Source organism: Allobosea sp. (genome assembly GCF_030695125.1).
Taxonomy (GTDB): domain Bacteria; phylum Pseudomonadota; class Alphaproteobacteria; order Rhizobiales; family Beijerinckiaceae; genus Allobosea.
In genome coordinates this window covers 230,906-248,856 of sequence record NZ_JAUYTP010000029.1, presented here as the reverse complement: position 1 = coordinate 248,856, position 17,951 = coordinate 230,906, and the positions used below count along the sequence as shown (strand labels likewise).

Annotated in this window: 14 protein-coding genes; 2 read left to right on the top strand and 12 right to left on the bottom strand. The window is 67.3% G+C overall.

Annotation, left to right across the window (positions count from 1 at the left end; translation table 11 throughout):
* Positions 1 to 116: 116 nt before the first annotated feature.
* From Q8S38_RS09580 to Q8S38_RS09525, 12 genes are all read right to left on the bottom strand, one after another.
* On the bottom strand, positions 117 to 1,163 hold the full coding sequence (locus Q8S38_RS09580) for an ABC transporter substrate-binding protein (RefSeq protein WP_305680188.1): 1,047 nt from the start codon (positions 1,161 to 1,163) through the stop codon (positions 117 to 119).
* A 39-nt stretch (positions 1,164 to 1,202) separates the two neighbouring features.
* A complete protein-coding gene (locus Q8S38_RS09575; RefSeq protein WP_305680187.1) occupies positions 1,203 to 2,261 on the bottom strand; it encodes an ABC transporter ATP-binding protein in 1,059 nt (352 codons plus the stop codon).
* 5 nt (positions 2,262 to 2,266) lie between these two features.
* Positions 2,267 to 3,085, bottom strand: coding sequence for an ABC transporter permease (locus Q8S38_RS09570; protein WP_305680186.1), 819 nt, complete (start codon positions 3,083 to 3,085; stop codon positions 2,267 to 2,269).
* Between the two features lie 169 nt (positions 3,086 to 3,254).
* Positions 3,255 to 4,490, bottom strand: coding sequence for a metal-dependent hydrolase family protein (locus tag Q8S38_RS09565; RefSeq protein WP_305680185.1), 1,236 nt, complete (start codon positions 4,488 to 4,490; stop codon positions 3,255 to 3,257).
* A 131-nt stretch (positions 4,491 to 4,621) separates the two neighbouring features.
* The gene (locus Q8S38_RS09560) at positions 4,622 to 5,905 is read right to left on the bottom strand and encodes a glycosyltransferase family protein (RefSeq protein WP_305680184.1); all 1,284 of its coding nucleotides are present in this window, start codon (positions 5,903 to 5,905) and stop codon (positions 4,622 to 4,624) included.
* A gap of 137 nt (positions 5,906 to 6,042) precedes the next feature.
* The gene (locus tag Q8S38_RS09555; protein ID WP_305680183.1) at positions 6,043 to 6,246 is read right to left on the bottom strand and encodes a hypothetical protein; all 204 of its coding nucleotides are present in this window, start codon (positions 6,244 to 6,246) and stop codon (positions 6,043 to 6,045) included.
* Between the two features lie 135 nt (positions 6,247 to 6,381).
* Positions 6,382 to 7,164 (bottom strand): polysaccharide deacetylase family protein, encoded by a 783-nt coding sequence (locus Q8S38_RS09550; RefSeq protein ID WP_305680182.1) that lies wholly within the window; start codon positions 7,162 to 7,164, stop codon positions 6,382 to 6,384.
* Positions 7,161 to 8,297, bottom strand: coding sequence for a glycosyltransferase family 4 protein (locus tag Q8S38_RS09545; protein ID WP_305680181.1), 1,137 nt, complete (start codon positions 8,295 to 8,297; stop codon positions 7,161 to 7,163). The genes Q8S38_RS09550 and Q8S38_RS09545 overlap by 4 nt, the downstream gene beginning before the upstream one ends.
* Positions 8,298 to 8,328: 31 nt before the next feature.
* Positions 8,329 to 9,525 (bottom strand): ABC transporter permease, encoded by a 1,197-nt coding sequence (locus tag Q8S38_RS09540; protein WP_305680507.1) that lies wholly within the window; start codon positions 9,523 to 9,525, stop codon positions 8,329 to 8,331.
* A gap of 5 nt (positions 9,526 to 9,530) precedes the next feature.
* The gene (locus tag Q8S38_RS09535; protein ID WP_305680506.1) at positions 9,531 to 10,529 is read right to left on the bottom strand and encodes an ABC transporter permease; all 999 of its coding nucleotides are present in this window, start codon (positions 10,527 to 10,529) and stop codon (positions 9,531 to 9,533) included.
* Between the two features lie 6 nt (positions 10,530 to 10,535).
* Positions 10,536 to 12,515, bottom strand: a complete 1,980-nt coding sequence (locus tag Q8S38_RS09530) for an ABC transporter substrate-binding protein (protein ID WP_305680180.1) — start codon at positions 12,513 to 12,515, stop codon at positions 10,536 to 10,538.
* A gap of 16 nt (positions 12,516 to 12,531) precedes the next feature.
* The gene (locus Q8S38_RS09525; RefSeq protein WP_305680179.1) at positions 12,532 to 14,415 is read right to left on the bottom strand and encodes an ABC transporter ATP-binding protein; all 1,884 of its coding nucleotides are present in this window, start codon (positions 14,413 to 14,415) and stop codon (positions 12,532 to 12,534) included.
* Positions 14,416 to 14,757: 342 nt separating this feature from the next.
* Here Q8S38_RS09525 and Q8S38_RS09520 point away from each other — a divergent pair, with 342 nt between their 5' ends.
* Together Q8S38_RS09520 and Q8S38_RS09515 are read left to right on the top strand one after the other, a co-directional pair.
* Entirely contained in the window at positions 14,758 to 17,490 is a 2,733-nt protein-coding gene (locus tag Q8S38_RS09520; protein ID WP_305680178.1) for an ABC transporter transmembrane domain-containing protein, read from the top strand.
* Positions 17,487 to 17,936, top strand: a complete 450-nt coding sequence (locus tag Q8S38_RS09515) for a cyclic nucleotide-binding domain-containing protein (RefSeq protein ID WP_305680177.1) — start codon at positions 17,487 to 17,489, stop codon at positions 17,934 to 17,936. Before Q8S38_RS09520 ends, Q8S38_RS09515 begins: the two co-directional genes overlap by 4 nt.
* Positions 17,937 to 17,951 lie beyond the last annotated feature (15 nt).

Below are 17,951 nucleotides of genomic sequence, written 5' to 3'. Positions count from 1 at the left end.
CTCGGGCTCGACCCGAGCATCTCCGGACGCGGACGCGGACGACCGCGCCTTCATCGTGACGAGGTTCTCGGGGCGGCGCAAAGCGCCGCCCGAGAATGACGTGCCAGCCGCGTTCATCACGCCTTGAAGACCTTGTCCCACCACTCCTTCATCGCCGAATCGTTCTTGGCGAGGAAGGCGTAGTCGAGGTCGCGGAGCTTCTTCTCCTCCTCGGGCGTGAAGCCGATGCGCTTTTGCAGATCAGGCGCGACGGTGAGGCCGGTGACGGTGCCGTTATAGCCCATGTCGACCGCGAAGGCCTCCTGCGGCGCCTTCTCCAGCATCGCATTCATGTAGGCGTAGGCATTGTCCTTGTTGGGCGCGTTCTTCTGGATGACGAAGCCCGAGACATAGATCGGGATGCCTTCCACCGGCGAGACGGCCTCGCAGGGGATGCCGGCGTTCTGCCACTGCACGACGCGCGCCTTCCAGATCGCGCTGATGCCGATCTCCTCGTTCTTCATCGCGGCGGCGAACGCTTCGTTGGTCGGGTAGACGCGGGCGCCGGCCTTCTTGACGGCCATCAGCACTTCCTTGGCCTTGTCGAGGTCGTTCATGCTGGCGCCATTGGTGCCGGCGAGCGAGGCCGCGATCATGATCGACTGGTACTGGATGTCGATGAAGCCGATCTTGTTGCCGTGCTTGGGGTCGAGCCAGTCCTTGAAGCCGGTCGGGGCTGCCGTGATGACCTTGGGATTGTAGATCACCACGTTGCCGGAATAGATGTGTCCGACGCCATAGGGATACTTCATCGCCGGAATCAGGTTCTTGGCGTTGGGGATCTTGGCGTAGTCGATCGTCTCGATGACGCCGGCCTCGTTCATCTCATACATGTTGGCGGCCGAGAGGCCCTGGATGTCGACCGTGCCGCGCGGCAGGCGGCGTTCGGCGACCATCTTGGCGCGGCGCGGCGCGTCGCCGGCCTGGTCCTGCACCACTTCCATGCCCTTGGGCTTGAGGATCGGGTCCTCGATGTTCTTGGTCAGCAGGCGGGCATAGTCGCCGCCCCAGGTGCCGACCACGACCTTGCCGGCCGCCTGGGCGAGAGCCGGGGCGCCGAGCCCGGAAACGAGCGCGGCGGCGCCGGCGCCCTTGAGCAGATCGCGTCTGTCGAATGTGGTCATGTTCAAACTCCCCTGTTGGACGCCCGACGAAGCCTGGATTCAGGCCTCGCGCGGATAAACGAGCCCGGCGTCTTCGGCCCAGCCTATGGTGATGGTCTCGCCCGGCTTCGGCTCGGCGACGCCGGCCTTGTTCGGGATCTGCAACAGCATCCGGTCATGGCCGGAGAGGCTGACGTCGATGTCGAGGATCGCGCCGAGATAGGAGGCGTGCTCGACACGGGCCTGGAAATGGTTGTGAAGGCCTTGCGCCTCGCCACCGACCGCGATGCGCTCCGGCCGCAGGGCGAGCGTTGCTGCGCCGGTGCCGGTCGCCGCTGCGCAGCCGATCTCGACCCCGCCCCTGGTGCGGAAGCGGCCCGGCGCGGTGATCTCGCCATCGAGAAAGGCGCTGCGGCCGATGAAGCCGGCGACGAAACGGTCGGCGGGTTTCTCGTAAAGCTCGCGCTGGCTGCCGATCTGGCGAACCTTGCCCTTTTCCATGACGACCAGCCGGTCGGCCATGGTCAGCGCCTCCTCCTGGTCGTGGGTGACCATGATGGTGGTCAGGCCGAGCTTGCGCTGCAGGTCGCGGATCTCGACGCGGACCTCCTGGCGCAGCTTGGCGTCGAGATTGGACAGCGGCTCGTCGAGCAGCAGCACATCGGGCTCCATCGCGAGCGCGCGCGCCAGCGCGACGCGCTGCTGCTGGCCGCCGGAGAGCTGGCGCGGATAGCGCTCGTCGAAGCCGGCGAGCTGCACGAGGCGCAGGGCCTCGGCGACGCGCGGGATGCGGTCGGCCGGCGAAACCTTGCGCATCTCCAGGCCGAAGGCGACGTTCTCCGCCACCGTCATGTGGGGAAACAGCGCATAGCTCTGGAAGACGAGGCCGCAATTGCGCTTCCAGGGCGGCAGCGCGGTGACGCTGCGCTCGCCGATGGTGATGGCCCCGGCGCTGGGGGCGATGAAGCCGGCGACCATGCGCAGCGTCGTCGTCTTGCCGCAGCCGGAGGGGCCGAGCAGGACGAGGAACTCGCCGTCGGCGATGTCGATGGTGACGTCGTCGACGACCGTCAGGTCGCCATAGGTCTTGCGCAGATGCTCGATCGAAAGCCGTGCCATCGTCTTCAGACCACCCGGCTCAGTTTGACGTAGCGGTCGGTGATGATCATCGCGACCGCGATGAGGACGATCTGGATCAGGGATGCGGCTGCCACGGTCGGATCGATCTTCCATTCGAGATATTGCAGGATGGCGATAGGCAATGTGGTGCGGCCCGGTCCCACCAGGAACAGGCTCATCTCCAGATTGCCGAAGGAGGTGACGAAGCCGAAGAGACCGGCCGCGACGATGCCCGGCCGGATGCTCGGCAGGGTCACCCGACGGAAGGTGGTGAAGGGGCCGGCACCCAGATTCTGCGCGGCCTCCTCGATGGTCCGGTCGAAGCCGACGAGGCTGGCCGTGACGAGGCGCACCACCCAGGGAATGACGACGAGCGTATGCGCGGCGATCAGCCCGCCCTGCGAGCCCATCACCGGCAGGCCGGTCGCAATCTCGGTCTCGATCTGGAAGACGTAGATCGCTGTGCCCAAAACGATGCCCGGCATCACCAGCGGCATCAGCAACAGCGTGTTGAAGAGAGGGCCGAGCACGATGCGGTGGCGCACCAGCGCGAGACTCGCGGGCACGCCGACGAGCAGGCCGAGCAGCGTTGCCGCGACGCCGACCTGCAGGCTGAGCAGGAAGCCGTTGATGAAGGGCTGGTTGTTGGCCGCCGCGGCGAACCACTTCAGCGAATAGCCCTCAGGCGGGAAGGAGGGGATCTCCTGCCGGAAGAAGGCGAGCCAGGTGACGAAGATCAGCGGCAGCAGGATGTAGAGCAGCGACAGGCCCGCCGCCGCGTTGAGTGCGACGCTGCCCAGGCTCGGGCGGGTGCTGGCGCTCATTGGGTTTCTCCGGCGATGCCGGACAGGACGCCGTCATTCCGGCCGAAGCGAAGCGGAGCGCCGGGATCCATCATGAGGCGCAGTCGAGCCCTATGATGGATCCCGGAACTGCGCGGCTTCGCCGCTTGTCCAGGATGACGGCGTGTTTTCCTACGCATTCAATCTGCTCTCACTGCAGCGTGTTCTTGTGGAACACGCCGCCCTTCATGATGACGGGCAGCCGCGCGCCCTGATCCTGCAACAGACCGAGATCCTCGAGCGGATTGCCGTCGACCAGGATCATATCGGCATAAGCCCCAGCACGCAGCGTGCCAAGCTTGCCCTCCATGCGCAGGAGCTGTGCGCCGACGGTGGTTGCCGAGCGGATGATCTCGATCGGCGAGAGCACCTCGCGGCGCAACAGGAACTCGCGGGACTGGTCGACCTGGAGCTGGCCGAGCAGGTCCGAGCCATAGGCCACGGGCACGCCGGCGCGCTTGCAGATCTCAAGGGAGCGCAGGCCGCCATCGATGACGAGGTCGTTCTTGGCGAGCATGTCGCCACTCATGCCGAATTCCGAGGCACGCTCCTTCATGGCGTAATAGGCGACGAGATTGGCGGTGAGGAACATGCCCTTCTCCGCCATCAGCCTGGCCGAGGCGTCGTCGATCAGGTTGCCGTGCTCGATGGCGCGCACGCCGCAATGGGCGGCGCGGGTGATCGCCTCGGGCGTGTAGGCATGGGCGCAGACATAGCGGCCGAAGGCGGCGGCTTCCTCGACGGCGGTGCGGACCTCGTCGAGGCTGAACTGCAGCGAATCGAGCGGATCGTAGGGCGAGGCGACGCCGCCCGACATCATGATCTTGATGTGGTCGGCGCCCTGGCGCATCTGCTCGCGCACCGATTTGCGCACGGCAGACACGCCATCGGAGACGTTCATCGTATAGGCCATGGCGTTGCAGCACTGGCAGCGCGTGCCGAAATCGGTGCGCCGGCGCGGATCGCTGTGGCCGCCGGTGGGGCCGATCGCCTGGCCGGCGATGAACAGGCGCGGGGCGGCAACATGACCCGTCTCGACCGCCTCCTTGATGCCCCAGTCGGCGCCGCCGGTGTCGCGCACCGTGGTGAAGCCGCGGTCGATCATGCGCTTCATCAGGCCGATGGCGCGGGCCGTCATCAGGGTGAGCGGCATGCTCTCCATGGAGCGGATGACGACCTCGGAGAGGAAGACGTGGACGTGGCTGTCGATCAGGCCCGGCATCAGGGTGCGGCCGCCGCAATCGACGACGTCGGCGAAGTCCGCCTTGATCGGCTTGTCGGAGAGCTCGCGGACCGTGTCGCCCTCGACCAGCAATTCATAACCGGCGCGGACGTCGCCGAAATCGGGCTCGAGCAGCGCGAAATTCTTGAAGTGCAGGGCGGCCATGACGGGCATCTCCTCCGGAATGGCGGCGGCGCGCGGCACTCCGTCTTGCAATGCCTGATATATTGGAAAGTTTATCTCCGCTTGTCCATCGCCGGAGGCGTCGACCCCGACGATCCGCAGCAACGACGCGTCTAACTCGTCAGCGCGGCATTTTGTGCGAGGATTCGCCCGCGGATCGGCATCGAGAGATCGTCCGCCAGGGCGCGATTGACCGTCGGCAGGCCGTCGAGAAGGTTCGGCACGAAAGCTTGCGAGGGTGGCATGCGCTGGGGCAGCGCATGGAGGGCTGCGGCCATGACGCCTGCATCGCGCTCGCCGCTGCCGGTTTCGAGCGGATCGTGCAGCACGTCGACCAGCTTGAGCTGCGCGGCGCGCTCGGCCCGGATCGCCTGTTCAAGGCGGGGCTTGACGCGCGGCACGATCAGGGCCGGCTTGTCGAAGGACAACACCTCGCAGAACGTGTTGTAGCCGCCCATCGCCACGACGCAGTGGGCCCGGTTCATCAGCAATTCGAGGCGCGGCTCGAAGCCGAGGCTCTCGAGCTTGGGGATGCGGGCGATGCGCTCGGAGAAATCCTTGCGGCGTTCGCGCGACATGAAGGGCCCGAACACGATCAAGGCGGGCAGGGCAATGGTCGGATCGGCCTCATAGGCCGAAATCACCCAGTCGATCACGCCGGCACCGTCGCCGCCGCCGCCGGGCGTCACCAGGATGAAGGGGCCCTTGGTGATCCGCGGATAGCGGGTCGGCGGCACGGGGCTCGGCACGGCGCGCTTGAGATAACCGGTGTAGCGGATCTTGTGGGCGTAGAGATGCGGGTTCGGCAGGCCCGCGAGCGGCTGGTAGATGCTCTCCAGCCCGTAGACGAAGATGTCGTCATAGATCTGGCCGAGCGCCTCGACGGCGCCGCTCTGACGCCATTCCTCGAGCAGCTTGGCGGGTTCGTCGAGCACGTCGCGCAGACCAAGCACGATCCGCGCTCCGCGGCGGCGCAGGATGTCGAGTGCGGGCACGAGTTCGCCGCGCAGGCCGATCGGCTCCTTGTCGACGATGACGACGTCGGGATCGAACGACAACACCACCTGCTTGATGATGTCGGTGCGCAGCCGGATCGTGTCGTTCAGATCGAGATTGAGATGGTGGGGGCCGTAGCGGCCGTCGCTCTGCTTCTCGATACCGGGGATGCGGACGTAATCGACGCCGTCGCCGAACTGGAAGCTCGAGATCACCGACGACCCCGAGACGATGATCACTGATATATGAGGATAGCTCGCGACGAGCGAGTTCGCGATCGCCCGGCAGCGGCGGATATGGCCGAGGCCGAATGTATCGTGGCTGTAGATCAGGACGCGCGGCGCATGGGAGCTTCGCGGCGCCCGTTCGGCACTCGCGAGATCGACGACATTGAAAGGCATATCCGCGTCGCCCCCCGCAGATAGGTCAGACGACCTCATGCCGAGGACGAACGCACCTGAGAATACGCGGCCCTCTTATAGCGCGCGGTCAGCCTCGCTCCAAGCCCGCTGACGCAGGGTCGGCGCCCTAATTCAGGTCAAGGGCAGACATAGCCTCGCCCATCGGGCAGGCAACGGTTGCCATTGGGCAGCACAAGTGCTCCGCGGGCGTCGCGCAGCACGCGCTCGCCATTAGGCAGCAGGAAACCGCCGGTGGCATCCATCGGGGCGCGGGTGCCGTCGGGCAGCACGACCTCGCTCCCGACGATGGCGATGCGCTTGGCCGGTGTGGCGCTCGGCATGCCCTCCAACTGCGGCCGGGGGGGAGCGCTGCAGGCGGCGACAGTCGCGGTGGCAAGAAGGGCGGCGATCAGGTTTTTCATACGCGCACAACGTTTTTGCAGGGGCCGGGTTCCCGCAATTTAGCTCTCCAAACGTCAGGAGGGAACTGGGATCTGGAAAAGATGGCGCGGATCGGTCGGGACGATCGCCGGATGGTGGCGGGTCCAGCCCAGGAACGAGTCGAGAAAGGCCCAGGCCGTCGCATCGTGGTCGCGATGATGCAGGAGCAGGCCCAGTTCCGCATCGCCCGCCGTCGCGTCGCGCTGGCCCGCGAGCAGCCGGCAGGCTTCCGCGACCAGATCCTGCGGCGTGCGCCCGATGCGGCCGCCGCCCCAGTCCATGATGTCGAGATGGGTGTTGGCCAGATGCGGGCCACCCGAGGGGCCAAGGCCGAAACCCCGGAAGCAGGAGAGCCCGGCAAAGCCGAGGCCGGGGAGCAAGGCGGCATGGGCGGGGTCGATCCGGTTCCAGGGTGGCACGAAGACCGGCAGGAGCGCGGGGCCGAGCAGATCCTCCAGGCGCAAGCGGGCCTCGTCGATCTCGGCGCGAAGTTCTTCGGCCGGGCGCTGCAACCCGAACTCGCTCTTCCTGGCGCTGGCGGGGGCATGGTTGCGGTGCCAGCAGCCATGCTGGCAGGGCAGGAGAAGCGGCATCGCCCGCAGGCTCGCCGCCAGGGCGGGCTCGGCCAGCATCGGGATGACGGCCAGGAGGACTGGAAGCGCGAAGCGTTCGCCGAGCGCCGCCAGCCGGTTCAGCGCCGGGCTGGGCGCGACCGCGTCGTCGTCGCGCAGCCAGAGCTTGATCGCGCGCCCAGCGACGCTCCAGCGGTCGAGTTCGACCTGGAGCGGCCTCCAGAGTGACGTGTCGCTGCCGGTCATCGCGGCGTCTGCGGGTGGGACGCCGCGCGGGCGGCGCGGTTGGCGACTGCGACCGCCAGCGCCCGTTCGAGGATGAGCGCTGCTTGCGCCGGATTGCGCTCGGTCAGGGCGAAGCGGCGCGCGGTGGCGCCCATCGCCTGGCGCAGATCGGCGTCGCCCAGCAGCCTGCGCAAGGCCTCTCCGAAGCCGGCTTCGTCGCCCTCGGGGGCGAGCAGGGCGGTCGCCCCGTTGCGCACGGTGGCCGAGACGCCGCCGCTGTCGAAGGCGACGATCGGCAGGCCAAGGGCCTGCGCCTCCAGATAGACGAGGCCATAGGCCTCACGGACGCCCGGCCAGACGAAGATGTCGTGTCCGGCGAGTTCGGCGACGACGCGATCATGGGGAATGGCGCCGCGCCAGGCGATCCGCCCCGCAGGCAGGCCGGCGAAGGCCTGCTCGATGTCGCCGCGCTTGCGGCCGTCGCCGATGATGGTCAGCGTCCAGGGCCGGTCCGTCAGGGCGGCGAGCAGGCGGGCGAGCACCCGGTAGCTGTTTTCCTTGGTGCCCTCGCGCATCATCGCGACTGTGACGAGGCGCGGAACAGTCGCCTGGCCTGCCGCGGCGGGTGGCTCGTCCGGGAGGGCGATGAAGGGTGGCAGTTCCATCAGCGCGCTGTGGGCCGTGCGCCAGGGTTCGAGACCCTGCCGATCACGATCGGTGAAGCAGAGATGCAGGTCGGCGGCGGCGAGGCCGGCCCGCACGATACGCGTATGGGCGGCCCATTCGCCGCTGGCGCGGCGCGCTGCGTCGCTGGCCTCCGCGACGACATAGGGAATGCCGAGACGACCCGCGATGGCCGGACCCAGCAGGTCGGGGGCCTTGTAGTAGTTGTGATAGGAAAACCAGAGCTCGGGCGGCGGTTCGCCGGTCTCCCAGCGCGCAAGCATGGCGTCGGCCCGGGCCGCGGCTTGCGCCTGGTGGCGCGCCAGCCGGTCGGGTTCCGGCGTCGGCATGAAATCGCGTGCGCCGAGCACGGGCTCGACCGCGTGGCCGAGCCCCTCCAGCACGGCGACGAGCTGGCGCGCCATGCGGCGGTCGCCCGAGATGCGGCCATCATCATAGGCGTTGAGCGGGGTATGGAAGGCGATGCGCACCGGGCGTCGGGCTCAATAAAAAGGTCGGGCCTCAGCGATAGGGGTCGGCTGCGTCGCGCAGGCCGTCGCCGAGGAAGTTGAAGGCCAGGATGATCAGGATGACGGGCACGACCGGATAGAGCAGCCAGGGGTAGAGCGCCACGACGTTGATGTTCTGCGCCTCGTTGAGCATCACGCCCCAGCTCGTGATCGGCGGCCGCAGGCCCAGCCCCAGGAAGCTCAGCGCCGTTTCGCCGAGGATGGTCTTGGGGATGGTGATCGTCGCCGAGGCGATGAGATGGCTCATGAAGCCCGGCACCAGATGCAGGCCGATGATCCGGGCGGGCTTGGCCCCCATCAGCTGGGCGGCGACGACATAATCCTCCTCGCGCAGCGACAGCAGTTTCGAGCGCACCGCGCGCGCCAGCCCGGTCCAGTCCATCAGGCCGAGGATGACGGTGATGCCGAAATAGACCAGCAGCGGGCTCCAGGAGGGCGGCATGATCGCGGCGAGCGCCAGCCAGAGCGGGATATGCGGTAGCGACTGGACGATTTCGATCAGGCGCTGGACCACGAGATCGACCTTGCCGCCGTAATAGCCGGCGATCCCGCCGATAATGACGCCGAGGACGAAGGAGACGAAGACGCCGAGCAGGCCGATCGAGAGCGAGATGCGCCCGCCATAGAGGATGCGCGAGAGCATGTCGCGGCCCAGGCGATCCGTGCCGAGCAGGAAGAGCGTGCCGTCCTCCGGCGCGCAGACGAGACGACGGTTGCCGGGGATCATCCCCCAGAACAGGTAGTCGTCGCCCTTGCAGAAGAAGCGCAGTGGCTGCGGGCGGGTCCGATCGACGTCGTATTCGCGCTTCAGGTTCTCCATGTTGAGGCGCTGCGTGTAGGGATAGACGAAGGGGCCGAGGAAGCGGCCTTCGTGGAAGAGATGGACCTCCTGCCGCGGCGCCCGGATGAAGTCGGTGTTGCGCGTCGTATAGTGATAGGGCGCCAGGAACTCGGCGAAGGCCGCCATGGCATAGATCACCAGGATGACGAAGCCGGAGATGACCGCGAGCTTGTGCTTGCGGAACTTCCACCACATCAGCTGCCATTGCGAGGCGAGGTAGATCCGCTCCTGCGCTGGCGTCATCGTCTCGACCGCATTGGGCTCGAAGGGCGCGGTCGAGGCCGTGTGCGGCAGGGGCGCGCCTTCGGGCGGCAAGGTCGAGGGCGAGAGCGGGCTCGTTTGTGCGATCGGGCTCACTTGGTCGCCGCCCCCTGCAGGCGGATGCGCGGGTCGAGGATCGCGAGCGCGATGTCCGAGATCAGCACGCCGATCACAGTCAGGAAAGACAGGAACATCAGGAACGAACCGGCGAGATACATGTCCTGGCTCTGCAGGGCGCGGATCAGCAGCGGCCCGGTCGTCTGCAGCGAGAGGACGATGGCGACGATCTCGGCGCCCGAGACGATCGAGGGCAGGATGTCGCCGATGTCGGAGACGAAGAAGTTCAGCGACATGCGCAGCGGGTATTTGCGCAGCGCCTTGCCGGGCGGCAGCCCCTTGGCGCGGGCGGTGACGTAATACTGCTTCTGCAGTTCGTCGAGCAGGTTGGCGCGCACCGCGCGGATCATGCCCGCCGTGCCGCCGGCGCCGATGATGATCACGGGAATCCAGAGATGCTCCAGCACGGAGCCCGCCTTGGCCCAGCTCATCGGCTGGTTGAGATATTGCGGATCGACGAGGCCGCCGATCGAGGTGCCGAACCAGACATTGGCAAAATACATGAAGACCAGCGCCAGCAGGAAATGCGGCACGGCCAGCCCCAGCAGCCCGACGAAGGTCAGGCCGTAATCGCCCCAGCTGTACTGATGCGTCGCCGAGTAGATCCCGATCGGGAAGGCGACGACCCAGGTGACGATGATCGTGACGAAGGAGACGATCATCGTCAGCATCAGACGGTCGCCGACGATCTCGCGCACGGGACGCTGATATTCGAAGGAATAGCCCATGTCGCCCTGGAGCAGGCCGAGCACCCACCAGACATAGCGCTCGGCCACCGGCCGGTCGAAGCCGTACTCCTTCTTGAGGAACTCGATGCGCGAAAGATCGGCCTTCTCGCCCTGGGCCTGCATCTCCGCGGCCAGCGTCTCGAAATAATCGCCCTCGGGCAGGTTGATGACCGTGAAGATCAGCGCGCTGGTGACCAGCAGCGTCGGGATCATCACCAGGATGCGCTTGAGGATGTATTTCAGCAGCATGGTTCAGCCCTTGGCCTTGTCGAGACCGGCGGTCTTGTTGGTGTCGAACCAGAAGGTGTCGGGCATGTAACGGCCGAAGAAGGCGCCCGGCTCGAAGCTGTAGAGCCCCTTCTGCGGCACGTTGCGCAGGTCGCGCGAGACGACGACCGGTTGCAGCGTGCCGTTGACCACGCCGATCGCAAAGAGCTGCTGGGCATTGATCTCCAGCATCCGCTGCCAGATCTGGCGGCGCTGGCTCTGCGTCGCGGTGGTGCGCCAGGCGTGATAGAGCGCCACGAGTTCGCGGACCTCGGGAACGTCGGGCTCCTCGCCCTCGCGCCCGCCGGTCTCGAGGAACTGGCCCCAGCGCGGCCAGTTGAATTGGGCCGAACTGGTCGGCGCCATGGCGTCGGGCTCCATATCCGCAGCCACCAGCCCGTTATCCATGCCCGCCCAGGCCGACATGACGGTCTGGCCGGCGGTGATGCGGCGGCGGAAGACGTCGCGCTGGGTCGAGCGCGGGTAGATCTTGATGCCGACGGCGTAGAGGTCCTGCTTGATCAGGTCGAGGATGTCGGTCTCCTCGGTGCTCTCGCCAGCGGTCTCGATGGTGAATTCGAGCCGGCGGCCGTCCGGCAGCAAGCGGATGCCGTCGCGCGCGCGCTTGTCCAGGCCGGCCTCGTCGAGCAGCCGGTCGGCGAGGGCGGGATCGTGCTGCATCCACAGCTTCGCGAAGTCCGCGTTGTGGAGCGGGCTTTCGGGCAAGGCGGTATTGCCGCTCTCCTTGGCCAGGCCGAAGAAGATGACGTGGTTGATGTCCTTGCGGTTGATCGCCACCGACAAGGCCTTGCGGTAGCGCAGGTCGCGGTTGAGATCGCGCCAGACCGGGTCGATCGCGTTCATGTTGGGCATCAGCGCGAAATAGGAGCCCTCGGCCCGCTTCCAGAGCCGGACGTCGAAGTTCATCCGCTTCGAGGCGTCCTTCAGGAAGGTATAGTTGTCGAAGCGCAGGTAGCGGGCCTGGAGATCGGCCTCGCCGGCGGCGGCCTTGGCCGGCACGAGCGCGCTGGTGCCGATGGTCAGCGTGACCTCGTCGACATAGGGCAGCTGCCGGCCGTTCTGGTCGATCCGGTGGAAGAAGGCGTTGCGCTGGAAGGTGAACTGCTCGGCCGGCAAAGGGGTGATGTTGCGCCAGGGGTCGAGCGTCGGGAGATCGGGATTCTCCGGCCGGTACATGCGCGAGAGCCGCTCATGCAGCGCACCCCAGTCGCGCACGCGGGCCTGCCGGACACGCGTATGCAGCGTCACCGGGTCGGCGAAGTCGATATGGAACTGCTTCAGATAGCCCGATGGCATGCAGATATAGGTCGGCTGCGCGCCGGCGAGTGCCGGTAGAAAGATCGGGTTCGGCTTGCTCCAGCTGTAGCGGATCGCGGTTTCGCTGAGCACCTCGAAGACCGGCGGCTCGCCGCCCGCCAGCAGGGCCTGGGGCGGGCCGCCCGGCGAAAGCCGCCGGTTGTTGGCGACATTGACCCACCAGTAGCGAAAATCTTCCGCCGTAAACGGGGCTCCGTTCGACCAGCGATGGCCGGGCCGCAGCCGCAGGGTGAAGATGCGGCCTTCCTCGACCTCATAGCTCTCCAGCACGTCCGCGGCGATCTCGAGGTTGTCGTCGTAGCCGACGAGGCGCGTGTAGCCGTAGAGCGTCATCATGCGGATGTCGCGCTGGTCGCCCATCAGCATGCGCATGGTGCCGCCATGGCGGCCGGGCGTCCGGTCCTCGCCCGAGATATCGACGATGCGGGGCGAGGAGGGCACGCGCTGCGCCACCGCCGGCAGGGTGCCCGCCGCGACCTGACGGGCGAAGAACGGGCTGTCGATCAGCTGCGCCGGCGTGGTCGAGGCGGCCGGGGCAAGGCGCGGCAGACCGGCTGCCGCCAGGGCGGCCGAGCCCAGCAACAGCGCGCCGCGACGGGTCGGGCACGAGAGGCGTCGCGCGGTCATCGAACCGTCTCCCGCATCAGGCCATTTCCCGGATATCGGCGCCCGGGCGGGCGAGCACGAAATGGCCGTCGCCGAGCGGCAGATGCGCCAGCGCCTCGCCTTGCGGATCGCGGCGGAAGGCGGGCGCCCAATGGGTCGCGTCGGAGGCCCCGCCGGGCGCCGCCACCTTGAAGTCGAGCTTGCGGTCGAGATCGGCGAACGGCACCGATTTGAGCAGCGCCCGGGTGTAGGGGTGCATCGGCCGGGCAAACAGCGCATGCCGCGGGGCGATCTCGACGATGCGGCCATTGGCCATCACGGCGATCCGGTCGGCCATGTAGTTCACCACGGCGAGGTTGTGGGAGATGAACAGGAAGGTCAGCCCGCGCTCGGCCTGCAGATCCTTGAGCAGGTTGAGGATCTGGGCCTGGACCGAGACGTCGAGCGCCGAGACCGGCTCGTCGCAGATGATCAGGTCCGGATCGAGGGCGAGCGCGCGGGCGATGCCGATGCGCTGGCGCTGGCCGCCGGAAAACGAATGCGGGTAGCGGTTGAGGAAGCGGGTATCGAGCCCGACATCCTCCATCAGCGCCCTGACCCGCGCCGTCTGCTCGCTGCCGCTGCCCTTGCCGTGGACGACCAGCGGCTCGCGCAGGATGTTCATCACGGTCATGCGCGGCGACAAAGACGAGACCGGGTCCTGGAAGATCATCTGGACGCGCGGCCGGAAGGCGCGCAGCGCCTCGCCCTCCAGACCGAGCACATCGACCTTCTCGCGGCCATCGTCGAATTCGATCGTGCCGGCGTCGGGGGTGACGGCCCGCATCACGATCTTGCTGACGGTGGTCTTGCCGCAGCCGCTCTCGCCGACGAGGCCGAGGCACTCGCCGCGCTGGATGTCGAAGCCGACATCGTCGACCGCCAGCACCGTCGCTTGCGTGCCCTTGCCGAAGAAGCTGCGCGAGCCGGTGGTATAGGCCTTGCGCAGGCCGCGCACGCGCAGCAGCGGAGCGGCCTCGACGCCGGGCTGCGGCGGCACCATCGCGCGCGGCGCGGCGGGCGGGCGCGGCCTGGCCTCGCGCAGCGCGACCAGCCGCTCGCCCTCGGCCATGTCGAAATGCGGAGAGGCCTTGAGCAGGGCCTTGAGATAGGGGTGGCGCGGGCGGCGGAAGATGTCCTCGACCGGGCCGCTTTCCATGATCTCGCCATGGTAGATTACCACCACCTCGTCGGCCATGTTCGCGACGACGCCGAGATCATGGGTGATCAGCAGGATCGCCATGCCCATCTCGGCCTGGAGATCGCGCATCAGGTCGAGCACCTGGGCCTGGATGGTGACGTCGAGGGCGGTCGTCGGCTCGTCGGCGATCAGCAGAGCCGGCTGGCAGATCAGCGCCATGGCGAGCATGGCGCGCTGGCGCAGGCCGCCCGACAGCTCGAAGGAATAGAGCCCGAAGGCGCGCGCCGGGTCCTTGAAGCCGACACGGCCGAGCATGGTCTCGATCAGGCCGCGGGCCTCCGCCTTGGACATCGGCCGGTGCAGCAGCAGCGCTTCCTCGATCTGGTTGCCGATGGTGTGGACCGGCGAGAGCGAGGACATCGGCTCCTGGAAGATCATGCCCATGCGGCCGCCGCGCAGGGCGCGGATCTCCTTGCCCTCGGCCGGCAGCCGCGCGATGTCGATTTGAGAATCGGATTGTTGCGGGTCGCGAAACAGGATCTCGCCGCCGGTGACCGCGCCGGCCCGCGGCAGAAGCCCCATGATGGCCTGCGAGATCACCGATTTGCCGGAGCCGGATTCGCCGACCAGCGCCACGGTCTTGCCCGCGGGCACGCGCAGGCTGACGCCCTTCACGACCTCGCGGGCGAGCCCGTGGACCGTGAAGCCGATACGCAAATCGCTGATCCGCAGAGTATCCATCAGCCGTTTCCGCTGGAACGCCTCGTCGCCTCCTGATGAGACCATGACGCCACTAGACGTCTAAACGGCCGCGTTGCCAACGGGTTTCGACCGGGTTGCGTCATTCGAGCCGAGATTGCCCGGCCGGCATGACAGCGGCGCAACGGGACCCGTGCCTCAACGGGGCCCAGCCGTGCGGCGGCCGTCGACGCTCTCAAGCCGGTCGCTTCGACCGTCGGAGGCGCTCGCCGCCGTCCTGCGAACGGAGGAGGCGCCACATTGCGCTTCGCGCGAAGCTGGCACACATAAGAGCGTCAGGTCAGGACGCGGGCGCAGGGTCCGACGCGCCGGCGAGGATCCCCGTTGGAGACCAATCTCTTCCGCTATGTCTGGGAGAAGAGCCGCGGCGAGCAGATCGTCGTCCTGCTCATCATCCTGGCCTCGATCCCGTTCTACTGGGCGTCCTTCGACGTGCCCAAGCGGATCGTCAACGACGCCATCCAGGGCGGGGCGTTCAAGGACGGGAAGACCAGCGCGACGCTGCTCGACGTCACGCTCGGCCTGCCCTCCTTCCTCGGCGGCGCCAGCTTCAAGCTTTTCGAGGGCTTCGAGGTCGGTCAGGTCGGGCTGCTGCTCGGGTTGAGCTTCTATTTCCTGTTCCTCGTCCTGATCAACGGCACCTTCAAATACGTCATCAACGTCCGCAAGGGCATTCTCGGCGAGCGCATGCTGCGGCGCATGCGATACGACCTGTTCAGCCAGCTCATGCGCTTTCGGCCGGAGGATATCCGCGCGGTCAAGCCGGCCGAGGTCGCCAGCATGATCAAGGACGAGGTCGAGCCCATCGGCGGCTTCGTGGGCGACGCCTTCATCCAGCCGGTCTTCCTGCTCAGCCAGGCGCTGACCGCGCTGACCTTCATCATGGTGCAGAGCGTCTGGCTCGGGTCGATCGCGCTGCTGATCGTGCTGGCGCAGGCGATCATCGTCCCGATCCTGCGGCGCGAGCAGTTGCGGCTGGGTCGCGAACGGCAGATCGCCTCGCGCCAGCTCGCAGGCCGGATCGGCGAGATCGTCGATGCGGGGCCGACGATCCAGGGCCATGGCGCGACGATCTATGTGCAATCCGACATCGCCGGGCGGCTGGGACGCCTCTTCGACATCCGCTATGCGCTGTTCAAGCGCAAATTCGCCGTCAAGTTCCTCAACAATCTGCTGGCCCAGATCACGCCGTTCTTCTTCTACGCGATCGGCGGGTTCTTCGCGCTGCAGGGCCGCCTCGACATCGGCCAGCTCGTCGCTGTGATCGCCGCCTATCGCGACCTGCCGCCGCCGATCAAGGAGCTGATCGACTGGGACCAGCAGCGCAACGACGTCTCGATCAAGTACGAACAGGTCATCGCCCAGTTCAACACCGACGACACCGTCCAGCTCGACGAGAAGGAGGGCGTCGTGCGCCTGCCGCCGACCGGGGACATCCGGCTCGACGGCGTCCAGATGCTCGACAATCGCGGGCAGCCCCTGCTGATGCCGCTGTCGGCGCGGATCGAGCGACCGGGCGTGGTCGCCGTGATCGGCCCGACGGGTGGGGCTCTGGAGGTTCTGGGTCGCATTCTCGGGCGGCAGGCGATGAACTATTCCGGGCGGGTCCTCATCGACGGGGCGCCGCTGGCGCGCATGTCGGTCGAGCGGGCGAGCCACCTGATCGGCTATGCCGGGAGCGAGACCGAAATCATCGCGGGCACGATCCGCGACAACATCCTGCTGCCGCTGAAGCGGCGCCGGCCCGGCATCCGGCCCGGCGGCAAGATCACGCCGGCCGAGCATCGCCGCTTCGTCGAGGCCATCCGCTCCGGCAATACGCCCCTGTCCTTCGAGGCCGACTGGACCGACTACGAGGGCGCCGGCGTGGCCGACGATGCGGAGCTTGCGGCACGCGTCAAGGCGGTGCTCGACGTGCTGGCTTGTGCCGAAGACGTCTATGAGCTGGGCCTCGACGGGAAGGTCACCGGCGTGTTGAGCGAGGATGCCAAGGCGAAGATCACCGATGCACGCCGGGCCGTGGCGGACGAGCTCGCCCGCAGCAATCAGACCGGCCTGATCACGCCCTTCGATCCCGACCGCTACAACACCAACGCCTCGATCGCCGAGAACCTGATCTTCGGTGCGCGCCGGGGCGTGCGTTTCGCCAATGAGACGCTCCTGTTCGAGCCCTACGCGCATGCGATCCTGAAGGCGGAGTCGCTGGTCGAGCCGCTGGTCGAGGTCGGCTCGCGCATCGCCTCCACCGTGGTCGAAATCTTCGCCGGCCTGCCGCTCGGGCATGCGCTGTTCGAGCGCTACTCCTTCGGCTCCGGGCTCGATTTCGACCGCCTCAACGAATTGGCGACGCTGCTGACCAAGCATGACATGCGGCTGCCTTTCGACGCCGTGGCCGAGCGGGACTTCGTGGCGCTGGCGCTGGGCTATATCGAGCCCAGGCACCGCCTCAATCTGCTCGACGACCGGCTGCAGCGGCGCATCCTGCGGGCGCGGGTTAGCTTCAAGCTGCATCTCCCGGCCGATGCGGCGGAGGATGTCGACTTCTACGACACGGGCAAGGTGATGCTGGGCGCCAGCCTGCGCGACAATCTGATGTTCGGGCGCATCGGTCACGGCATTCCCGACGCCCGCAAGAAGGTGGCGATGATCGTGCGCAAGGCGCTGGCGCGGGCGGGGCTCGACGGCGATCTCTACCGGATCGGCCTCGACACCGATTGCGGCATCCGCGGGCGCTTCCTGCCGACGCGGCTGAGGCTCGCCATTCCGCTCGCGCAGGCGCTGATCAAGGCGCCGCAGGTCGCGGTTCTCGACATCGGATCCTTCCTGGGGACATCGGCCGAGCCGGAGATGATCGTCCGCCGCTTGCGGGAGCATTGCGACGGCATGACCCTGTTCCTTCTGGTCGCGGACGCCGATCTGGTCGATGACATCCCCCAGCGGATCGTCTTCAATGGCCCGAGCGGGGCATTCGAGAGCGATGGCGGGGCGACCGACGATGCCGCCGCCTTCCCGGCCCCAGGACGAGGCGGCCGCGAGCCGATGGAGGCGAGACGATGACCCTCGAAACCGACATTTCGTGTCTGCGCCAGTTGCCGCTGTTTCGCGCCCTGCCGCTACCGCGCCTGAAGCTCGTGGCTTTGATGGGAGAGAAGCTGCATTTCGATGCCGGCACGCAGATCATCGCCGAGGGCGAAAAGCCCGAATGCGTCTTCGTCGTCCTGCAGGGCGATCTCGAACTCAAGCATCTGACGGCCGAGGGCCATGGTCGCAGGCTGAGCCTTCATTCGGGCAGCCTGCTCGGCGACGTGCCTCTGCTGACGGGGCAGAACTATGTCGGCGCCGTGACCGCCAAGACGGCCGTCACGGCCCTGCGGCTGCCGAAGGATCTGTTCTTCGAGCTGCTCGAAACGATCCCCGATTTCAGCCTGGCTCTGTCGCGCGACCTCGCCTCGCGGCTTTACCGGCTGGCCGATTTCACGCTGCGTGCGGAGCAGGTGCATTGACGATCCAGGTGACCT

Bases quoted from the DNA above. Each gene is read 5' to 3' on its own strand.
- Q8S38_RS09580 (WP_305680188.1), bottom strand. From the start codon at position 1,163: ATGACCACATTCGACAGACGCGATCTGCTCAAGGGCGCCGGCGCCGCC.
- Q8S38_RS09575 (WP_305680187.1), bottom strand. From the start codon at position 2,261: ATGGCACGGCTTTCGATCGAGCATCTGCGCAAGACCTATGGCGACCTG.
- Q8S38_RS09570 (WP_305680186.1), bottom strand. From the start codon at position 3,085: ATGAGCGCCAGCACCCGCCCGAGCCTGGGCAGCGTCGCACTCAACGCG.
- Q8S38_RS09565 (WP_305680185.1), bottom strand. From the start codon at position 4,490: ATGGCCGCCCTGCACTTCAAGAATTTCGCGCTGCTCGAGCCCGATTTC.
- Q8S38_RS09560 (WP_305680184.1), bottom strand. From the start codon at position 5,905: ATGCCTTTCAATGTCGTCGATCTCGCGAGTGCCGAACGGGCGCCGCGA.
- Q8S38_RS09555 (WP_305680183.1), bottom strand. From the start codon at position 6,246: ATGCCGAGCGCCACACCGGCCAAGCGCATCGCCATCGTCGGGAGCGAG.
- Q8S38_RS09550 (WP_305680182.1), bottom strand. From the start codon at position 7,164: ATGACCGGCAGCGACACGTCACTCTGGAGGCCGCTCCAGGTCGAACTC.
- Q8S38_RS09530 (WP_305680180.1), bottom strand. From the start codon at position 12,515: ATGACCGCGCGACGCCTCTCGTGCCCGACCCGTCGCGGCGCGCTGTTG.
- Q8S38_RS09525 (WP_305680179.1), bottom strand. From the start codon at position 14,415: ATGGATACTCTGCGGATCAGCGATTTGCGTATCGGCTTCACGGTCCAC.
- Q8S38_RS09515 (WP_305680177.1), top strand. From the start codon at position 17,487: ATGACCCTCGAAACCGACATTTCGTGTCTGCGCCAGTTGCCGCTGTTT.